Here is an 18,453-nt window from a genome sequence, read left to right as displayed (position 1 = left end):
GATCGGCCCCGTCGTTATAATCCCGCCGTCCGCGTCCGCACCCGCGCCAGCATGTCGCTCGACGTCATGAACAACGTCCGCCGGTCCGGCCCGCCGAAGCAGCAGTTCGCGACCGTCTTGCCCGTCGAGATAATGCCGAGCAGATTCCCGCTCGGCGTCAGGACATGCACGCCGCCCGGCCCGGTCGCGAACAGCCGTCCGGCACGGTCGACCGCGATCCCGTCCGGCAATCCGCTGCCGCCCGCCGCCTGCTCCGGCCGCATGTCGCGGAACACCCGCGCCGGGCCGACATCGCCGCGCGCATCGAGCGGATAGGCCAGCACCTGCGGCATCGTCTCGTCCGACAGCGCGAGGTACAACGTCCGCCCGTCCGGCGACAGGCCAAGCCCGTTCGGCCGCCGCTGCCGCGCATCGAGGAGGTGGACCTGCCCGTCCGGATCGAGCCGGAACAGCCCCTGGAACGTCAGTTCGCGCAACGGCGACGTGTCCTGTTCCTTCAACCCGTAAGGCGGGTCGGTGAAGAAGATTGCCCCGTTCTGCGCCACCGCCACCGTATTGGGGCTGTTGAACCGCTTGCCCTGATATCCGCGCGCCAGGATCGTCTTGCGCTTCGTCTCGAGGTCGACGCGCACCACTGCGCGCGTCCCGCTGTCCGCCGCGATCAACCGCCCGGCGGCGTCCATCGCCATCCCGTTCAGCCCCGCCTCGTTGAACGCGGCCGGCACCGGCTCGGCCAGCCCGGACGGCTTCATGAAGCGGTCGATCCCCGCCCCCTCGCGCCAGCGCCACACCGTGTTGCCCGGCACGTCCGCGAACAGCAGCCAGTTACGCTGCGGTACCCAGACCGGCCCCTCGGCCCAGCGATAGCCCTCGCCCAGCACCTCGACCGGCGCCTTCGCATCGATCACCGCGTCCAGCCCCGGATCGAGCCGCCGCACGCCCCCCGTCACGCGCAGCACGCGGCCCGGCCTCGCCACCTGCCCCAGCGCCGGCCCTGCGAACGGCACCGCCAGCGCCGCCCCGCACAGCGCCCGCCGCGACCACATCGGCGTCATGCCCGGTCCATCCGCACGGTCCGGCCCTCGCGCGCGGACCGGTAGATCGCCTCGATCACGCGCAGGTCGGCCAAGCCCTCCTCGCCCGCCACGATCGGCTGGCGGTCCGCCAGTACGCATTCCGACAGATGATCGAGCTGCCCGGCAAACTGCGACTTTTGCCCGGTGGGCAGCACGCGCGGCGCGACCACGCCATCCTTACGGATCGTCATGCGCTGCCCCTCATAGGCGGTCGCCGGCTCCGCATCGATATAGCCGTTCGGCCCGACGATGCGGTAGCGATTGTGGTTCGAGTTGTAGCTCGAAACGCAGTTCGCGATGATCCCGGACGGAAACTTCAGCATGAAATCGATCCGGTCCTCGACCGTCTTGAACCGCGGGTCGCTCTTGTCGGTCGACTCCACCGCGGTCACCGTCACCGGCTCCTCACCGGTCAAATACCGCGCGGCGTTCAGGCTGTAGATCCCGATATCCATCAGCGACCCGCCGCCCGACAGGGCGTGGTCCAGACGCCACTGGTTCGGCTGCGCGGTGAAACCATGTTCCGCGTTGATGATCTTCGTCGGCCCGACATGACCACCGCGGGCCAGCGCGATCGCCTCGCGGTTATACGGCTCGAACCGGCTGCGATATCCGATCATCAGCTTGCGGTTCGCCTTGCGCGACGCCGCGATCATCGCCTCGCACTCGGCCACGCTCACCGCCATCGGCTTCTCACACATCACATGCTTGCCCGCCCGCGCCGCGCGGATGCTGTATTCGGCATGCATGCTGTTCGGCAGCACGATGTAGACGATGTCGATCGCCGGATTGTCGCGGATCCGGTCGAAATCCTTGTAGCTGTAGCAGCTCGCCGCCGGCACGCCGTATTCCGCGGCATAGCGCGTCAGTTTCTCCGGCGTCCCGCTGACCAGCGCGACCAGCTGCGACGACGTGCATTCCTTGAAGCGCGGCATGATCTGCTTCGTCGCATAGCTGCCCAGCCCGACGATCGCATAGCCGAGCTTCCGCCCGCCGCCGCCCGCCTGCGCCACGGCGACGCTGCTCACCGACAATGCGGCCCCCGCGCCGATCCCCATCAACACGTCGCGACGATTGGTCCCTTGCGGCGTCATCGGTCTCACTCCCCCTGCACGTGGCGCTTCGTTCGCGCCCTTCGCATCGTCATCATCGCTCCGCTACCCCGACCAAGGCAAGCCCCATCCGCGGCCCAGCGCCTGCTCAGCGTGCGGTTTCCGGCCGGTCGTAGAACAGCTTGAGCATCGGCGACGCCATCATCGTCGTCACGATCGCCATCAGCACCAGCATTGCGAACAATGTCGGCCCGATAATCCCCTTCTGCAACCCGATGTTGATGATGATCAGCTCCATCAGCCCGCGCGAATTCATCAGCGCACCGATTCCGATCGCGGTCCGGTGATCCTCCCCGGTCAGCCGCGCCGCCAGATAGCATGCGCCCCCCTTCGCCAGGATCGACGCTGCCAGGATGCCGAGCGCGATCAGCAGCAGCGGCCCCGAATTGACCATGTCCATCCGCGTGTTCAGCCCGGAATAGGTGAAGAACATGGGCAGCAGCAGCACGACCGTCACCGGTTCCACCAGCCGCTTCACCTCGGTCGCCAGCAGCCCGCGCGGCATGACCGTGCCCATGATGAACCCGCCGAAGATCGCGTGGATGCCGATCGCATCCATCACGAATGCCGACACGCAGAACGCGATCAGTACCAGCGCCAGGCTACCATGGCTCAACTGCCCCTCACGCTCCACCTGCCGCCCGAGCGGCGCGAACAGCCGCGGGCCCACGATCAGCACGACCAGCGTCCACAGGATGCCGCCGACGATCGCCAGGATCGCCACGCCCGGCCCACCCCCGAACGTCGCCAGCACGATCGCCAGCACGCACCAGGAAACGGCATCGTCGAACGCGCCGGCGGTCAGCGACAATGTGCCGAGCGACGACCCCGCCAGCCCGCGTTCGTTGATGATCCGCGCCAGCATCGGAAACGCGGTCAGCGCGATGCACGCCCCCAGGAACAACGACGCGTTGAACTGCGCAATCCCCACCGCGAACAGCCCCGGTACCCGCATCAGCCATGGCGCGATCAGCAACGCGATCGCGAACGGCGCCGCGATCCCCGCCATCGACACCACCACCGCGCTCTTCGCCTTCGCGCGGAAATGATCGATCCTGAGCGTGGTCCCGACCAGAAACATGTACAGTCCGACGCCCAGCTGCGCCCCGCTGTAAAGAATGTTGCGCGTCGCCGCGGGGAAGATCGCCGCCTGAACATCGGGCGCCAGCAACCCGAGCAGCGACGGCCCAAGCACGACGCCCGCGATCATCTCCCCCACCACCTGCGGCTGCCCCAGCAACCGCTGCCCCAGCCACCCCACGACCCGGCACGCGACCAGGATCACCGCCAACTGCAGAAAGAAATGAATGCTGAAATCGCCCGGCGCATAGCTCTGCACCATCGCCGCCGTCGCCGGCCCATGCGGACCGAGCGCACCCGACAGCGTCTGACCCAGGCTTTCCAGCCAGTGTTCCATAATCCCCCCTTGCGAAGCGTCACGCCGCCCTGCGCATCGATCTGCATCGAACGCGCACCGCGGTTCCCCCGCATTTCCTGCCGTCGGCGCTACCACACCCCCCGCCGGGCCGTACAGGGGCCGAACTCGCCGCGTGACGGTCTGAACCCCGGCTTGCATACCGCGTCGTCGGTTCGACTCACGGGTGGGCCTGACCCTCCCCGGGCGCGGGGTCATGATGGAGCCGCGCCGTCGCTGCCTCCGCTGCCCTCGGACGATGATCCCCGATCACTTTCGTTGCGAACGATGGGTTCCGCATTTTCCCGTACCTTGCACCGGCTTCGATCATAGACCGCACAGACCAGCCCAACCGCAGCCTTACGCAGGCGCGGCTCGCAAATGCCGCGTCCTTCCAAGCCACGATGAAGCGGCGGCGAACCGCGCCGCACAAGCCATCGTCGACCAAAGGCTAAGGCCCACCTCATGAGCAGCACCGCGGCACGGAGCCAACCCCACCTGTTCGATCGAGGGGAAGCCCGTCCTCAGTCAAAAGACCAGTGACGGTTGATACGAGCCCGAACCGGCCGGTCGGTCGTTGAGGCGGCTTCCACAACCATCAGAGGACATCAGGATGGATATTCCCAAGGGCACCATGGTCGCAGTCGCGGACGGCGAAACGCTGCGCCTGTTCCGGAACGACGGCGACGCCGGCAGCCCAAGCCTCACCGGCCTGCCGAAGGTGAAGGTCGACGACGACAATATGGGTTCGGGTAGCCGCCACCAGAGCAGCTCGGCCAATCCGTCCGACAGCCAGCAGAACGAAGACGCCTTCGCGGCCGGAATCGCCGCGCTGCTCAACAAGCAGGTTCTCGACCACAAGGTCCAGAAGCTGATCGTGATTGCAGCCCCCCGCACCCTCGGCGAACTGCGCAAGCACTATCATAAGACGCTGAGCGCCATATTGCTGGGCGAGATCTCCAAGGACCTCACCGGTCACGACACCGCCGACATCGAACGCTCGATCGCCGCGGCCTGACCATTGCCCCTCTGACCGTGCCGCCCCGCGGCGCGGTCAAAGGCGAATCTTGACGGGTTACACTCGGGCGCCCGCTGTTCGGCTCCACTCTACGTGTGACCCGTCTCATCCTTCCTCGGACACATCATCCGAACAACTGAGCGGGACCAGGCGTCCTCGCGTCATTGTGATCCAGCGTCCGTCCGCCATTTAGCCCACGGCCCGACTGTTTGGCTGTTTGGCTGTTTGGCTGTTCAACAGCTCGGACGTTCGACAGTTCGACTTTGTACCGAACAGCGGCCCTCCGTCCCGCGCGGCCAGACAAGAAAAAGGCGGACCTTTCGGCCCGCCTTAAGATTGATCGCGTGTCCGAACTCAGAAGTTCGAATAAGCCTCGTTCCCCACGAAGCCCATCTTCTCGACCTTGGCGCGCTTGGTCACCGCGAGCACTTCGTCGACCAATGCGTACTTCGCCTGCGGGTCAGGCTGGAGATGAAGCTCCGGGATCGGCGACATCGTCTGGGTCTGGTCCAGATATTGGCGCAGCGTGACGAGATCGAGCGGCGCACCGTTCCAGAGCGTCTGCCCGGTCGGCGTGATCACGATCTTGTTCTTCACCGGATTGATCGGCGGCGGGGTCGAATCGTTCGAGTCCTGCGGCAGATCGAGCTTCACGGCGTGCGTCTGGATCGGGATGGTGATGATGAACATGATGAGCAACACCAGCATCACGTCGATCAACGGCGTGGTGTTGACGTCCATCATGGGCTCGCCTTCGGCGGTGCCTGCGGCCATTGCCATCGAATTTACTCCTGGACTGGTTCGTTCAACGGCCTGGTTACAGCCGCGGCGGGCGTGCCGTTCCGGGCGCCGGTTCGGAGATGAAGCCGACACGGGCGAAACCCGCACGCTGCATCTGGTAGATCGCGCCGCCGATGCAACGGTAAGGCGTGTTGCTGTCGCCGCGGATGTGCGCCTCGGGAAGCTCCAGGCCGGCAGCATTCGGACCACCCTGCTTGTCGATTTCCGCCTTCAGCTTCACGACCGCACGGTCGATCAGTTCCTGGGCGTTGACCTGGGTCTTGCCCCAGTAGATCTCGCAGTTGTTGCCGCTTCCACGGATCGATAGCGACACATTCTCCGGCTTCGTCACGGTCGGTTCGAATACGACCTTCGGCAGCTGGACGGGGATGCTCTGGATCGCCGCCGGAACGGTGATCAGGAAGATGATGAGGAGCACCAGCATCACGTCCACGAGCGGGGTGGTGTTGATGTCCGACAGCGGTGCGCCGTCTTCGGTTGGGCCTGCACTCATGGCCATGGGCTATTATCCTATCAGCTGGGTCATGGCCGGCATGTCGCCGCCCGAAGGGTCCTGCCCCGCCGCCGCGCCACTTGGCACCGGCGGGCGGGGCAGGGGTCGTATCCCCGGGATCAGGACTTGGTGATGGTGGCCGTGCCGGTCTTGACCGGAGCGACCGGGGCGGTGCGAGCCGAAGCGATTGCCGGCTTCAGTGCACCGTTCGACACCATGTAGCCATGCAGGTCGGTCGCGAACGAACCCAGCTGCTCGGCGATCACCTTGTTGCGACGGATCAGCCAGTTGTAGGCGAGCACCGCAGGAACCGCGACGGCCAGGCCGAGTGCGGTCATGATGAGTGCTTCACCCACCGGGCCGGCAACGGCGTCGATCGATGCCTGACCCGAGGCGCCGATCTTGATGAGCGCGCGGTAGATGCCGATCACGGTACCGAACAGGCCGATGAACGGCGAGGTCGAACCGACGGTTGCGAGGACGGCCAGGCCGTTGCCCAGCTTCGAGTTGATCGCGGCCTGGCTGCGACCGAGCGACGAACCGAGCCATTCATGCTGGTCGACCGGGTCGGTCAGCTTGGTGTGCTCGTCCTGCGCGCGCAGGCCGTCATCGGCGATCTGGCGATAGGCCGAGTTCTTCTCGAGCTTGTTTGCGCCTTCGCGGATCGACGGCGTCCCCCAGAACGACGTGCGCATGCGCTTCGCCTGATTCAGGATCTTCTGCTGCTCGAACAGCTTGGTGAACAGGATGTACCAGCTGGCGGCGGACATGATCACCAGGATGATGAACACGGTCCAGGCGATAACGCCGCCCTGCTCGAGCGCGGCCATCAGGCCGAATTGGTTTTCCGCGGCGGCGGCGGTCGGGGTTGCCATGATGGGTTGGTCCTTCACGAATAGGGATATGCGGTTGATAGGTCCGGACGGTGCGATCGTCGTACCGCCCGGAGGAAAGTCAGATCACTCTTCCGGCAGACGCCAGGTGAAGCGCAGCGTCTTCGTGCCACCCGCAATCGGGTTGCCCGCCTGATCGAGTGCCGGCGAATACCGACCACGCCGGGTGACGAGCCGGCAAGCCGTATCGTCGAGCGCGCTCGAACCGCTGGAGGACGTGACCCGGCAATTCTCGATCCGGCCCTGGGCGTTCACGTCGAACGTCAGACCCGACGTGCCCTGTTCCGCATTACGGATGGAGCTCGGCGGATAGTCGTCGGCCGTAACCCACGAACCCGGATTACCCCGTGCCGCAGCAGCCTTCGATGCAACCGGTGCCACGGCAGGAGCCGGAGCGGGCGGCGTCGGGGCGACGATGGTCGGTGCGACCGTCGTAAGCGTCGGCGGCGGCGCGTCGCGAACGACCCGAACCTGCGGTGGCGTGACGACCGGGGTCCGCACGATCGGCGGCGGCGACACGACCTGCGGCGGCGGAACGACCTGAGGCGTTTCCGGCGGCGGTGGGGGCGGCGGCTCGGGCGGGGGCGGCGGCTCTTCGACGTTGAACGTCTTCAGATCCTCGACCTTCTCCTTGATGACGCTCAAACTGAGGCCGTTCATGAAGGCGTATCCGAGCAACACATGCAGCACGATGACGAAGCCGATCGAAACCAGCTTTCGCGTGCTCATGGTTTGGGAATCAGCGTATGCCATTAACCAAGGTCTCTCCTTCGACCGACACGCTCGGTGCCCCTGGAACTCCCATGCGACGCGGGACAGCACAAGGCCACCCGTTCGCCCTACATCCGCCATACTTATTCGGCGTTTGTTGACGTATTAAGACTTTGTATCGCGACACTCGTTGCGGCGTCAAACCATTTGTCGGAGTTCGACAGGCAGGTCTGCGCCGGGCATGTTGGCCGCACGAACAGAGCGACGATGAAGGCGACCAGACCGTGCAAAAGCCCCGTATTTCCGTGACTTCGCTTCTGATCCCGCTTTTCGCGCTGGGTGCCGCCCCGGTCGCTTCGCAGGCGCAGCAGGCCCCTGCGACGGCTACAACCGCCGGTCCCGGCTTCGCGGCCCTCGCCGATCTCGCGGTCCGCGCACCCGTCATCGCAGGCGTAGAGATTCGCCGCGCCGTCCGTTTGAAGCCTGCCGAGGCCCCCGGCATCGTCCCCGGTGCGACACGTTTCTTCGTCGAGGCGGACCTTGTTACGCTGCTCCGCGGCAGAGGCGGCCTGCCCGCGCGCGTAAGCTATCTGGTCGATCTGCCGTCCGAGGCGCGCGGCCGCCCGCCCAAGCCGAAGGGTCAGCGCGTGCTGCTGCTCGCCGCGCCGGTCGCGGGTCGTCCGGCCGAACTCCAGCTCGTCGGCTCCGGCGCGCAGCTCGACTGGACCCCAGGCACCGAACAACGGCTCCGCACGCTGGCCACCGCTCTGGTGGCACCCGATGCCCCGCCGGCGATCACCGGCATCTCCAGCGCGTTCCACGTTCCGGGCTCATTGCCGGGCGAAAGCGAGACGCAGATCTTCCTCACCACCGCCAGCGCGAAGCCGGTCTCGCTCAGCATCCTCCGGCGGCCGGGCGAACAGCCGCGCTGGGCCGTTTCGCTGTCCGATATCGTCGACGAAACCGCCGCGGCCCCCGCGCGGGACACGCTACTCTGGTACCGGCTCGCCTGCGGACTGCCTGCCGCCCTACCGGAAGCGGCCACCTCTGCGTTGTCGCCCGAGGACAATGCCGCCGCTCGCGCGGACTATGCCGTCGTCCGCACGGGGCTCGGCCCCTGCCGCTAGGTCGTCAGAAGGACGAGACCTCGACGCCCACCCCGGCGCAATCGGGATAGATGTCCGGCTTACGCGCCGACACGCGCAGGCCGGTCACCCCCGCCCGCGCCGCGATCAGGTCATAAATCGCCGTGACGAGCGTTTCCTGCAGGTTGAACCGCCGCGCGCGCGCCAGCCGGCCGATCTCGGTCCGCAGGAAATCATAGTTCCAAGCCGATTCGGCGACGTCGTCCAGCGCGAACGCCGCGGCGGTCACCCACACCTCGACCGACACCAGGATCCGCTGCGGCGTCCCGATCTCGAAATCGTGGAAGCCGATATCGACCGGTACGTCATAGTCGGTCAGAAAGATCCGGTGCGTCTTGGGGGCGAGCGCGGCGGGCACGAGGCCGTCGATCGATGGGGTCTGGATCAGCGTATCGGTCATGGTGCGTCCATATATTGCACGTCGCGCGGCAACGCCAGGAAACGCTGCCCCGCGTCGAGCGTGATCGTTTGGCCGGTCATCACCGGCGTCGCGACCAGATAGCGCAGCGCGGCGACGATGTCGTCCACCACCACGCCGCGGCGAAGCGCGTTCATCCGGTGGACCGCATCGAAATTGTCACGCGTCTGCGCACCCGAGACGAGCGTGATCGACGGCGCTATCCCGCACACCCGGATGCCCCGCCCGGCCAGCGCGCGCGCCGCCAGTTCGGTCAGCCCGGCCAGCCCCATCTTCGACACGGTATAGGAGAAGAAGTCCGGGTTCGGCTGCGCCAGCTTGGCATCGAGGATATTGACGATCAGCCCGCCCGCGCTCTCCGGCACGGCGGCGGCGAACGCCTGGATCAGCAGCGCCGGCGCGCGCAGGTTGATCGCCTGATGCGCGTCCCAGTCCGCCACCGTGAAATCGACGAGGCTGTCATAGGAGAAGCGCGACGCGTTGTTCACCAGCAGCGCCACCGGCGGCAACCCGTCGAGCGCCGCCATCACCCGCTCCGCCACGTCCGCCTCGGCGAGATCCGCGGTCACCACCGCCACCCGGTCGCCCAACTCGGCAGCAAGCGCGTTCCCGTCCGCCTCCGACGCATGGCAATGGAGCAGGACATGCCAGCCATCGGCATGCAACGCGCGGACCAGCGCCGCCCCGATCCGCCGCGCGCCGCCCGTGACGATGGCAGTCCGCGGCGTCCCGAATTCCGATGTCATGCCTTCGCCCCCACCCCTACGTCGCGCCGGCTTTCTTCGCGCGACGCCCGCCAGTATAGGCGCGCATCCCCCGTCCTTGCCAAGGTCCCCCGCCCTGTCCAGCGCTCCGCCCGTCGCCGTCACCACGCTGCTCCCGCTCCGGCTCGTCGATCCGGGTGCGGTGGAGGCGTTGCTCGATGCCGCGTTCGGCCCGGACCGCCACGGCCGCACCGCCTACCGGCTGCGCAGCGGGGTGGATTGGTTGCCTGCCCAATCTTTCGCTGCGGTGCGCGAGGGGCGGCTGTTGGGCTCCGTGCAGTGCTGGCCGGTCGCACTGTTCGGCGATGACAGGACCGCCACCCCGCTCACCCTGCTCGGCCCGGTCGCGGTCGATCCAGCGCACCAGGCCGGCGGCCTCGGCAAGCGGCTGACCCGTGCCGCGATCCACGCGATCGTCGACGGCCACGCGCCGCCGCCCGTCCTGATCGGCGACCCCGGCTATTATGGCCGGTTCGGCTTCGTCGCGGAACCGACCCAGGGCTGGGACCTGCCCGGCCCGTTCGAGCGCCACCGCCTGCTCGTCCTGCCGCTGCCGGGCACAACGCTGCCCCCGCGCGGGACGATCGGCCCGGCCTTTGCGTCGCCGCCGGACTTGCCGTAGATCGCGGCGATGCCCGCACCCGCGCCCCCGTCCGACCTCAGCACCCTCTCGCTCGCCCAGATCGCGCAGCTGGTCGCCGAGCGCAAACTGCCGCCGGTCGACAGCTGGAACCCCGCGCGCTGCGGCGACAGCGCGATGCGGATCGCGCGGGACGGCACCTGGTATCACGAAGGCGCACCGATCAACCGCCCCGCGATGGTCCGGCTGTTCGCCGGCATCCTGCGCCGCGAACCGGACGGCGGCTACGTCCTCGTCACGCCCGCCGAGAAACTCGACATCGCGGTCGAGGACGCGCCGTTCGTCGCGGTCGAGGTCAAGGTCGCCGGCGAAGGACACGACGCCACGCTCGCCTTCCGGCTCAACACCGGCGACGTCGTGATCGCCGACACGGACCATCCGCTGCACTTCGTCGATCGCGCGGACGGCCCGCACCCCTATCTCACGGTCCGCACCGGACTGGACGCGCTCATCGCCCGCCCGGTCTATTACGAACTCGCCGCCATCGCGACGGACGCGGACGACGCTTCGCCCGGCCTGTGGAGCGCCGGCTGCTTCTTCCCGATGACGCCCGCGGCATGACGCTGGCGGCGCGGTTACGCGTACGGATGGCGGCAGGCGATGCGCGCGGCACCGTCTTCCTGCCCGGCGACGATATCGACGGCGTCGAGGATGCGAACGGCACACCGGCCGCGGTGCTGTTCGCCATCACCGACCGTCCGGAACCCGGCGTCCTGCTCACCCGCCGCACCGACACGCTGCGCGCCCATGCCGGCCAGGTGGCCCTGCCCGGCGGGCGGATCGATCCGGGCGACGACGGCCCGGTCGCCGCGGCGTTGCGGGAAGCGGAGGAGGAGATCGGCCTGCCCCGCCACTTGGCCGAAATCGTGGGCATCGCCGACCGCTACCGCACCGTCACCGGTTACGACGTCACGCCCGTCGTCGCGGTGGTCCCGCCCGACCTGCCGCTCGTGCCGCAGGAAGCAGAGGTCGCCAAATTGTTCGAAGTCCCGCTCGCCTTCCTGCTGGCCCCCGAAAACCATGCGCCGCGCACCATGATCTGGCGCGGCCGCGAACGGACGATCTACGAGATGACCTGGGACGACAACCGCATCTGGGGCGCCACCGCGGCGATGATCGTCAACCTCGCACGCCGGCTGGCGATATGATCGCGACACACGTCACGCTGCCGCCCGTCGGCGTCGATCCCGCGCTGGTGACCGCGCTGTTCGTCGCACTCGGGCCGGACGGCGCGCGCTATGTCGGCGGCTGGGTGCGCGACACGTTGCTCGGCCTGTCGCCGCAGGATATCGACCTCGCCACCGTCCACGCGCCCGATGCGGTCACCGCCCGGCTCGACGCCGCCGACCTGCGCTACTGGACCACGCCGTCGGGCGTCGCGCACGGCACCGTCACCGCGATGCTCGGGCCCCAACCGGTCGAGATCACGACGCTCCGTCACGACGTCTCGACCGATGGCCGCCATGCGCAGGTCGCGTTCACCGACGACTGGCGCGCCGACGCCGCCCGCCGCGACTTCACGATCAACGCGCTGTCCGCGGACCCTGCCACCGGCGTCGTCCACGACTATTTCGGCGGGCTGGCCGATCTCGACCAGGGCCTCGTGCGGTTCATCGGCGATCCGCTGGTCCGCATCGCGGAGGATCATCTCCGCATCCTGCGCTTCTTCCGCTTCCACGCCCGCTTCGGCCGCGGCGCGCCGGACCCGGCCTCCTTCGCCGCCTGTTCCGCACGCGCCAACGACCTGATGGCCCTGTCGCGCGAACGGATCGCCGTCGAACTGCTCAAGCTGCTGGCCTTGCCCGATCCGACCGCCACCGTGGCCCTGATGATCTCGGGCGGCCTGTTCGTCCCCGTACTGCCCGAAATCGACGCCGCCGCGCTGCTCCGGCTGTCGGCGCTGGTCGCCGCGGAGGCAGCGGCCAACATCGCGCCCGATGGTCTACGCCGGCTCGCCGCCCTCCTGCCGGTCGATCCGGCAAAAGCGGAGGGCGTCGGTCAACGCCTCAAACTGTCGAAACAGCAAGTCCTGCGTCTCAAGCTCGCCGCCACGCGCGATCCAGCCGAAACCCCCGCCGCGCTCGCCTACCGCGTCCGACTCGAACCCGCGATCGATCGGCTGCTACTGACCGGTGGTAATGTCGCCGCGCTCAACGGCTGGGAGCGCCCCGTGCTCGGCATCAGCGGTGGTGACCTGATCGCGATGGGCCTCGCTCCCGGCCCGCTCGTCGCACGCACGCTGCACCAGATCGAGCGCAGCTGGTCCGACGCCGGCTTCCCGCCCGACCGCGTCGCCAACATCGCGCGCGCCGCCGTGGAACGGGCCAAAACCGACCGCTAGCTGTTGTGCCGGCGCGCCAGCCAATAGGCATAGGCCGCCTCGGGCGTCAGCGGACGCGCATAATACCAGCCCTGCCCGCGGGTGCAGCCCAGCGCCCCCAGCGTCTGGCCCAGTTCGACCGTCTCGACCCCCTCGGCCGTCGTGCTCATCCCCAGCGCCGCCGCCAGGCTCAGCACCGCGCGCACGATCGCCAGCGAATCGCGGTCGCGCAGCATCGGCGTGATGAAGCTCCGGTCGATCTTCAGCTCGTCGATCGGCAGCTTCTGCAGATAGGCGAGCGAGGAATAGCCCGTCCCAAAATCGTCGATCGCGATCCGCACATCCTGTTCCTGCAACGCGTGCAGCACGCGCACGGCCCGCTCCGGATCCGCCACGATGCAGCTTTCGGTCAGTTCCAGCTTCATCCGACCCGCCACGTCATGCGCCGCCTGTACCGCCTCGACGGTCGCGGACACATCGTCGCGCTGGATCTGCACGGCGGACAGGTTGACGCACACCTGCACCGGCAGCTTGCGGCCCGCCGTCCGGTCCCACGCCACCAGCGTCCGCGCCGCGGCCTCGATCGCCCAGCGGCCGAGCGGCAGGATCAGCCCCGACTCCTCGGCCACCGGAATGAACTCGCCCGGTTCGATCGGCCCGCGCTGCGGGTCGTGCCAGCGGGCCAGCGCCTCGAACCCGCTCACCGCGCCGGTGCGCAGGTCGATCAGCGGCTGGTACGCCAGCGTCAGCCGGTCATTCTCGATCGCGCGGCGCAATTCGGTTTCCAGGCTGAACCGCCGCCGGACCGCGTTCACCTCGCGCGCCTGGAACAGCTCGATCCGCCCGGTCTGTTTCGCCCGCTTCACCGCAAACTGCGCATTGCGGAACAGATCGGTGGCCAGCGATCCTCCCCCGTCGGGCATGGCGCAGCCGATCGCGCAGTCCACACGGATCTCCATCTCGGACAGCCGGAACGGCGTCGCCAGCGCTGCCTGGATGCGGTGTGCCGCCACCACCGCGTCGTCGGCGACGTCGGCCAGCCGCATCAGGATCGCGAATTCGTTGCCCCCGATCCGCGCGAGCATGTCGCCGCTGCGCACCGTGCCGACCAGCCGCCGCGCGACCGTGACGATCAGTTCGTCGCCCACCGCCGACCCCAGGCACTGGTTCACCCGGCTGAACCGCGCCAGATCGACGATCAGCACGGCCAGCCCGGCGCCGCTGCGCGCATCGGGCGCGGTGTCCCGGGCGCCCCCTGCCTCGATCGCATCGGCCATTGCATCGGCGAATGCGGTGCGGTTCGGCAACCCGGTCAGGCTGTCATGCGTCATCTCCGCACGCAACGAACGTTGGGTCTGCACTTCCGCCGTTCGGTCCAGCGCGGATACCATCACCCGCTCGGCATCCGGGTCCAGCCGCGACAGGCGCGCAAGCCGCACGCGGTAGTGCTGTCCGTCGATCTCGTCGCCGTCGATCCAGTCAAATTCCTCGATCGCGTCGGTTTCGGCCGCGAACCGGCACACCGCGCTCGCCATGTCCGGCTTGTCGAGCAGGCCGTCGGACGGCACGCGCATGCTGACGGCATAGCGTTCGTTATAATGAAGGACCGTCATCGCGCCGTCGCGGACCGATACGATCGCGGTGGGGATCGGCAGCGCGTCCAGATAGGATTGCCGCACGCTGCCGATCGCGGCGATCACCTTCGGTCCAAGTCCAAGTTGAAGTCCCGCCTCGGGCGGCACGGCATCCACCGGTTGCGAATCGTCGCGAATGTCGGGCTGGCCCAGCATGGTCGACCCGACCTAGCCGCCCAATGGTTAATTCTTCATTGGTCGGTTCGCAGGGTTCGGTGCCGTAGCGTCACCGCGGCGCTCCTCGAACTTGTTGTCGCGCGGGAACCCGTTGGGCGGCATCCGCCCGCCCGCCCCGCGCGCGGTCCGCCACGCGCTCAGGTCCGTCTCGGTCCGCGTCCGCCCGCTGTCCCCGCCCATCGTCCAGCTCAAGCCGCGATCGAACGCCAGCGTCACCGCATCGGACAGCCCGCCGTCGCGGTACCGCTGCAACTGCACGCCCGCCCCGCGCGCCAGTTCGGGCAGTTCGGCAATCGGGAACACCACAAGCTTGCGGTTCTCGCCAATCACCGCGACATAATCGTCGGTGGGGTCCACCGCCCGCACGACGCGCAGCTTCGATCCCGGCCGCACATTGACCACCTGCCGCCCCTTCCGCGTCTCCGCCACCACCTCCGCCATTCGCGCGATGAACCCGCGACCGTCCCCGCTCGCCAGCAACAGCCGCCCCTCGGGCCGGGCCGGGAACATCGCGAGCAGCGCCGCCTCCCCCTCGACATCGATCAGCAGCCGCACCGGCTCCCCGAACCCGCGCCCGCTCGGCAGCTTGTCCGCCGCCAGCGTGTAGAACCGCCCATTGTCCGCCACCAGCAGCAGCCGGTCGGTCGTGTGCGCATGGAACGCGAACGCCGGCCCGTCGCCTTCCTTGAACTTCAGCGTATCGGCCGCCGCCAGGTCGCGGTGCCCGCTCATGCCCCGGATCCAGCCGCGTTCGGACAGGATCACCGTGATCGGCTCGCGTTCGATCATCGCCTCCAGCGGGATCTCGCGCGCCGGCCCCGACTCGACCAATGTCGTCCGCCGCGCGCCCAGCGCCGTCTCCGGCCCGTAGCGCTCGCGCAGCTTGCCGAGGTCCTTCTTCATCCGCGCGCGCTGCTTCTTCGGATCGTCCATCAGCGCGACCAGCCCGGCGCGTTCCTTCGCCAGCCCGTCGCGCTCGCGCACGATCTCCATCTCCTCCAGCCGGCGCAGCGATCGCAGCCGCATGTTCAGGATCGCCTCCGCCTGCCGGTCGGTCAGCCCCTCGAACTCCGCCAGCATCACCGGTTTCGGCTCGTCCTCGGTCCGGATGATCTGGATCACGCGGTCCAGATTGAGATACGCGATCAGATAGCCTTCGAGCAGCTCGATCCGGTCGTCGATCTTCTGCAACCGGTGCTCGGAACGGCGGCGCAGCACGACGAACTGGTGCGCCAGCCACGCATTCAGCGCCTGCGCCAGGTTCATCACCCCCGGCGTCCGGTTCGCGTCCAGCACGTTGAGGTTCAGCGGAATCCGCACCTCCAGGTCCGTCATGCGGAACAGGCTGTCCATCAGCATCTGCGGGTCGACCTTCCGGTCGCGCGGCGCCAGCACCAGCCGGATCGTCTCATCGCTCTCGTCGCGGACATCCTCCAGGATCGGCAGTTTCTTGTCGTTGATCAGGTCCGCGATCTGCTCGATCAGCTTGGATTTCTGCACCTGATACGGGATTTCGTGGACGATGATCGCATAGGCCGACCGCTTGTCGGCCGGCTCCACCAGCTCCCACCGCGCGCGGATGCGGAACCCGCCGCGCCCGGTCGCATAGCTTTCGCGGATCGCGGCCGCACTGTCGACCAGCACGCCGCCCGTCGGGAAATCCGGCCCACGCACCGGCCCGTCGACCGGATCGACCAGTGCCGCCGCCTCGGTCTCCGGCGCATCGATCAGGATCAGCGCGGCATCGATCAGCTCGGCCACGTTATGCGGCGGGATCGACGTCGCCATCCCCACCGCGATCCCCGACGCGCCGTTCGCCAACAGGTTGGGGAACAGCCCGGGGAACACCTCCGGCTCGATCTCCGCGCCGTTGTAGCTCGGCTTGAAGTCGACGGTGCCCTCGTCCAGCCCGGCCATCAGCTCGGCCGCCGCCGCCGTCATGCGCGCTTCGGTGTAGCGCATCGCCGCGGCGTTATCGCCGTCGACATTCCCGAAATTGCCCTGCCCGTCGACCAGCGGATACCGCAGCGAGAAGGTCTGCGCCAACCGCACCATCGCGTCGTAGATCGACTGGTCGCCGTGCGGGTGATATTTGCCCATCACCTCGCCGACGACGCGCGCGCATTTCTGGTACGCCGCGGTCGGGTCCAGCCGCAGCAGGCGCATCCCCCACAGCAACCGGCGATGCACCGGCTTCAACCCGTCGCGCACGTCCGGCAAGGACCGCGCCGTGATCGTCGACATCGCATAGACCAGGTAGCGCTGCTCCAGCGCGCTATCGAACGGGGTATCGATAATCTCGGTCGGGTCTGCCATGCCGCACGGATAGCAAAGCAGACGGAACGAAGCGAGTACTGTGGGCGCGCCGCCTCAACGAACCGCCGACCGGCTTGTTAACCATCGCCCGCTAGGACGGGCGGCCATGATCTCCCGCACCGCGCCTCTCGATATCCCCCGCGGTCCGCTGCGGCCGATCCTGTGGCTCTGGCCGTTCGCGCTCGCCCTGCTGCTCGCGGTGCCGGTGCTGCGGTCGGCGCCGCTGGTGCAGGACAGTTTCTGGATCGACTATGTCTGGGCGCAGCGCTTCCATGCCGCGCTGGCGAACGGCACGCTCTATCCACGGTGGCTCGACGGATCATTCGGCGGGCTCGGGGCGCCCGTCTTCTACTTCTACGCGCCGCTGTCCTTTTACGCCGTGGCGTTCGTCATGGCGCTCGGCCTGCCCGCCTACCCGGCGCTGATCGCGACCTTCATCCTGCTGCACGCCGCGAGCGGCCTGACCATGCGGCGCTGGCTGGGTGGCCACGGCTTGGCGCCGAACGCCGGCGCCCTGCTCTACATGCTGCTGCCCTACCATCTGATCGATTTCCACCGACGCGGTGCGCTGGCGGAGTTCGCCGCCTTCGCCCTGCTTCCACTGGTCGCCCGCGCGGTTTGCCGGGCGGAGAGCCCTCGCCAGATCGCCGCGCTCGCGGTGGCCTATGCCGCGCTGGTCATGACGCATCTGCCGACCGCGCTGCTGGCCAGCCTCCTGCTGATCCTGCCGCTCGCGCTTCATTCCTGCCGGCCGCGTCTGCCCGCGGTCGCCGCCGGACTGCTGCTCGGTCTTGCCCTCGCCTCGGTCTACCTGCTTCCGGCACTGCTGCTCCAACGTCACGTCGACATGGCGTTTCTCTGGCGACAACCGGGCCTCACCCCGGCGGCATGGAGCCTGCTCGCGCCCGACCGCTGGGTTTCGCCGTCGGCGGGCATGGTGTTCGCGTCGCTCGAAATCGCGCTCGCGGTCGCGGCCGTCGGGCTCTGGCGGTCCACCGCGCGCTTCTGGCCCGCGGTCGCGCTCTTTGCGTGTCTCGTGGCGGCGAACATGGTCCCCGGCTTCTGGGCGCTTCCGCTGCTCGCCAAGGTCCAGTTTCCGTGGCGTGCGCTCACCATCGCCGAATTCGCGATCGCCACCGCCTTTGCCGGTGCGATCGCGTCCGGTGCCGGGCGTATGCGCGCACTCTGGCTGGTGCCGGCGCTGGCGTTGGCGGTGCCGATCGTCACCACGCCGTTCGTCGCCGGTCATCCGACGCTGGCCGAACTGGACCGCGATGCGCCCGACGTGCCGGAATATCTCCCCGCCGCCGGCCCGATCCGCTCCAGCATCGCCGCGGAGGCGCTGGCCCGCCGCACGCCGGACATCACGACCCACGCCGGGCTGCAGACCCGCCGCCGCTTCTGGTTCCCGGGCGTCGTGGCACAGTGCGCCGGCGGCCTCGTACCGACGAGTGTGGACCCCGCGACCGGGCTGGTCCGGCATGCTGCCGGACGCCGATGCCGATTGTCCACCGGTCCCAC

At 68.3% G+C, this 18,453-nt stretch carries 17 protein-coding genes; 6 read left to right on the top strand and 11 right to left on the bottom strand.

What is annotated here, in order from left to right; translation table 11 throughout:
• Positions 1–14: 14 nt before the first annotated feature.
• The 3 genes from ACFSGX_RS04100 to ACFSGX_RS04090 form a co-directional block, all read right to left on the bottom strand.
• Positions 15–1,055 (bottom strand): SMP-30/gluconolactonase/LRE family protein, encoded by a 1,041-nt coding sequence (locus ACFSGX_RS04100; protein ID WP_380927684.1) that lies wholly within the window; start codon positions 1,053–1,055, stop codon positions 15–17.
• Positions 1,052–2,170, bottom strand: a complete 1,119-nt coding sequence (locus ACFSGX_RS04095; RefSeq protein ID WP_380927682.1) for a Gfo/Idh/MocA family protein — start codon at positions 2,168–2,170, stop codon at positions 1,052–1,054. Before ACFSGX_RS04095 ends, ACFSGX_RS04100 begins: the two co-directional genes overlap by 4 nt.
• Positions 2,171–2,276: 106 nt before the next feature.
• Positions 2,277–3,605 carry a cation:proton antiporter gene (locus tag ACFSGX_RS04090; RefSeq protein ID WP_380927681.1) on the bottom strand — a complete coding sequence of 443 codons (1,329 nt, stop codon included), beginning with the start codon at positions 3,603–3,605 and terminating at the stop codon, positions 2,277–2,279.
• Between the two features lie 610 nt (positions 3,606–4,215).
• On the opposite strand from ACFSGX_RS04090, the gene ACFSGX_RS04085 reads away from it, so the two are divergent.
• On the top strand, positions 4,216–4,620 hold the full coding sequence (locus ACFSGX_RS04085; RefSeq protein WP_380927679.1) for a host attachment family protein: 405 nt from the start codon (positions 4,216–4,218) through the stop codon (positions 4,618–4,620).
• 354 nt (positions 4,621–4,974) lie between these two features.
• Here the strand turns inward: ACFSGX_RS04085 and ACFSGX_RS04080 are convergent, their stop codons facing one another.
• From ACFSGX_RS04080 to ACFSGX_RS04065, 4 genes are all read right to left on the bottom strand, one after another.
• Positions 4,975–5,400, bottom strand: a complete 426-nt coding sequence (locus tag ACFSGX_RS04080) for an ExbD/TolR family protein (protein ID WP_157175120.1) — start codon at positions 5,398–5,400, stop codon at positions 4,975–4,977.
• A 37-nt stretch (positions 5,401–5,437) separates the two neighbouring features.
• Positions 5,438–5,920, bottom strand: coding sequence for an ExbD/TolR family protein (locus ACFSGX_RS04075; protein WP_380927677.1), 483 nt, complete (start codon positions 5,918–5,920; stop codon positions 5,438–5,440).
• A 113-nt stretch (positions 5,921–6,033) separates the two neighbouring features.
• Positions 6,034–6,789 carry a MotA/TolQ/ExbB proton channel family protein gene (locus tag ACFSGX_RS04070; RefSeq protein ID WP_380927675.1) on the bottom strand — a complete coding sequence of 252 codons (756 nt, stop codon included), beginning with the start codon at positions 6,787–6,789 and terminating at the stop codon, positions 6,034–6,036.
• 84 nt (positions 6,790–6,873) lie between these two features.
• On the bottom strand, positions 6,874–7,536 hold the full coding sequence (locus tag ACFSGX_RS04065) for an energy transducer TonB (protein ID WP_380927673.1): 663 nt from the start codon (positions 7,534–7,536) through the stop codon (positions 6,874–6,876).
• 287 nt (positions 7,537–7,823) lie between these two features.
• Between ACFSGX_RS04065 and ACFSGX_RS04060 the strand changes: the two genes are divergently transcribed.
• The gene (locus ACFSGX_RS04060; RefSeq protein ID WP_380927672.1) at positions 7,824–8,645 is read left to right on the top strand and encodes a hypothetical protein; all 822 of its coding nucleotides are present in this window, start codon (positions 7,824–7,826) and stop codon (positions 8,643–8,645) included.
• Positions 8,646–8,649: 4 nt separating this feature from the next.
• Here ACFSGX_RS04060 and ACFSGX_RS04055 read toward each other — a convergent pair whose 3' ends face one another.
• Both ACFSGX_RS04055 and ACFSGX_RS04050 read right to left on the bottom strand, forming a co-directional pair.
• Positions 8,650–9,063, bottom strand: coding sequence for a dihydroneopterin aldolase (locus ACFSGX_RS04055; protein ID WP_380927670.1), 414 nt, complete (start codon positions 9,061–9,063; stop codon positions 8,650–8,652).
• Positions 9,060–9,827: an SDR family NAD(P)-dependent oxidoreductase gene (locus tag ACFSGX_RS04050; RefSeq protein ID WP_380927668.1), complete on the bottom strand. Its 768-nt coding sequence runs from the start codon at positions 9,825–9,827 to the stop codon at positions 9,060–9,062. The genes ACFSGX_RS04055 and ACFSGX_RS04050 overlap by 4 nt, the downstream gene beginning before the upstream one ends.
• Positions 9,828–9,903: 76 nt before the next feature.
• Between ACFSGX_RS04050 and ACFSGX_RS04045 the strand changes: the two genes are divergently transcribed.
• Genes ACFSGX_RS04045 through ACFSGX_RS04030 form a run of 4 tightly spaced genes read left to right on the top strand, consistent with a single transcriptional unit; the run spans position 9,904 to position 12,826 of the window.
• The gene (locus ACFSGX_RS04045; protein ID WP_380927667.1) at positions 9,904–10,467 is read left to right on the top strand and encodes a GNAT family N-acetyltransferase; all 564 of its coding nucleotides are present in this window, start codon (positions 9,904–9,906) and stop codon (positions 10,465–10,467) included.
• A gap of 9 nt (positions 10,468–10,476) precedes the next feature.
• Positions 10,477–11,046: a DUF1285 domain-containing protein gene (locus ACFSGX_RS04040; protein ID WP_380927666.1), complete on the top strand. Its 570-nt coding sequence runs from the start codon at positions 10,477–10,479 to the stop codon at positions 11,044–11,046.
• Complete coding sequence (locus tag ACFSGX_RS04035; RefSeq protein WP_380927664.1) at positions 11,043–11,633, top strand: CoA pyrophosphatase; 591 nt, start codon at positions 11,043–11,045, stop codon at positions 11,631–11,633. Before ACFSGX_RS04040 ends, ACFSGX_RS04035 begins: the two co-directional genes overlap by 4 nt.
• Complete coding sequence (locus ACFSGX_RS04030; RefSeq protein ID WP_380927662.1) at positions 11,630–12,826, top strand: CCA tRNA nucleotidyltransferase; 1,197 nt, start codon at positions 11,630–11,632, stop codon at positions 12,824–12,826. The genes ACFSGX_RS04035 and ACFSGX_RS04030 overlap by 4 nt, the downstream gene beginning before the upstream one ends.
• Here ACFSGX_RS04030 and ACFSGX_RS04025 read toward each other — a convergent pair.
• The gene (locus ACFSGX_RS04025; RefSeq protein ID WP_380927660.1) at positions 12,823–14,595 is read right to left on the bottom strand and encodes a putative bifunctional diguanylate cyclase/phosphodiesterase; all 1,773 of its coding nucleotides are present in this window, start codon (positions 14,593–14,595) and stop codon (positions 12,823–12,825) included. The two genes, ACFSGX_RS04030 and ACFSGX_RS04025, sit on opposite strands and share 4 nt — an antisense overlap.
• Before the next feature lie 27 nt (positions 14,596–14,622).
• Positions 14,623–16,932 (bottom strand): DNA topoisomerase IV subunit A, encoded by a 2,310-nt coding sequence (gene parC, locus ACFSGX_RS04020; RefSeq protein WP_380927658.1) that lies wholly within the window; start codon positions 16,930–16,932, stop codon positions 14,623–14,625.
• Between the last annotated feature and the right edge of the window lie 1,521 nt (positions 16,933–18,453).

Origin of the sequence: Sphingomonas arantia, from assembly GCF_042682045.1 — a bacterium.
In the GTDB taxonomy this organism is placed as follows: Bacteria; Pseudomonadota; Alphaproteobacteria; order Sphingomonadales; family Sphingomonadaceae; genus Sphingomonas_R; species Sphingomonas_R arantia.
The sequence above is the reverse complement of the archived record's forward strand: the minus strand, read 5'-3'. Positions and strand labels throughout refer to the sequence as shown.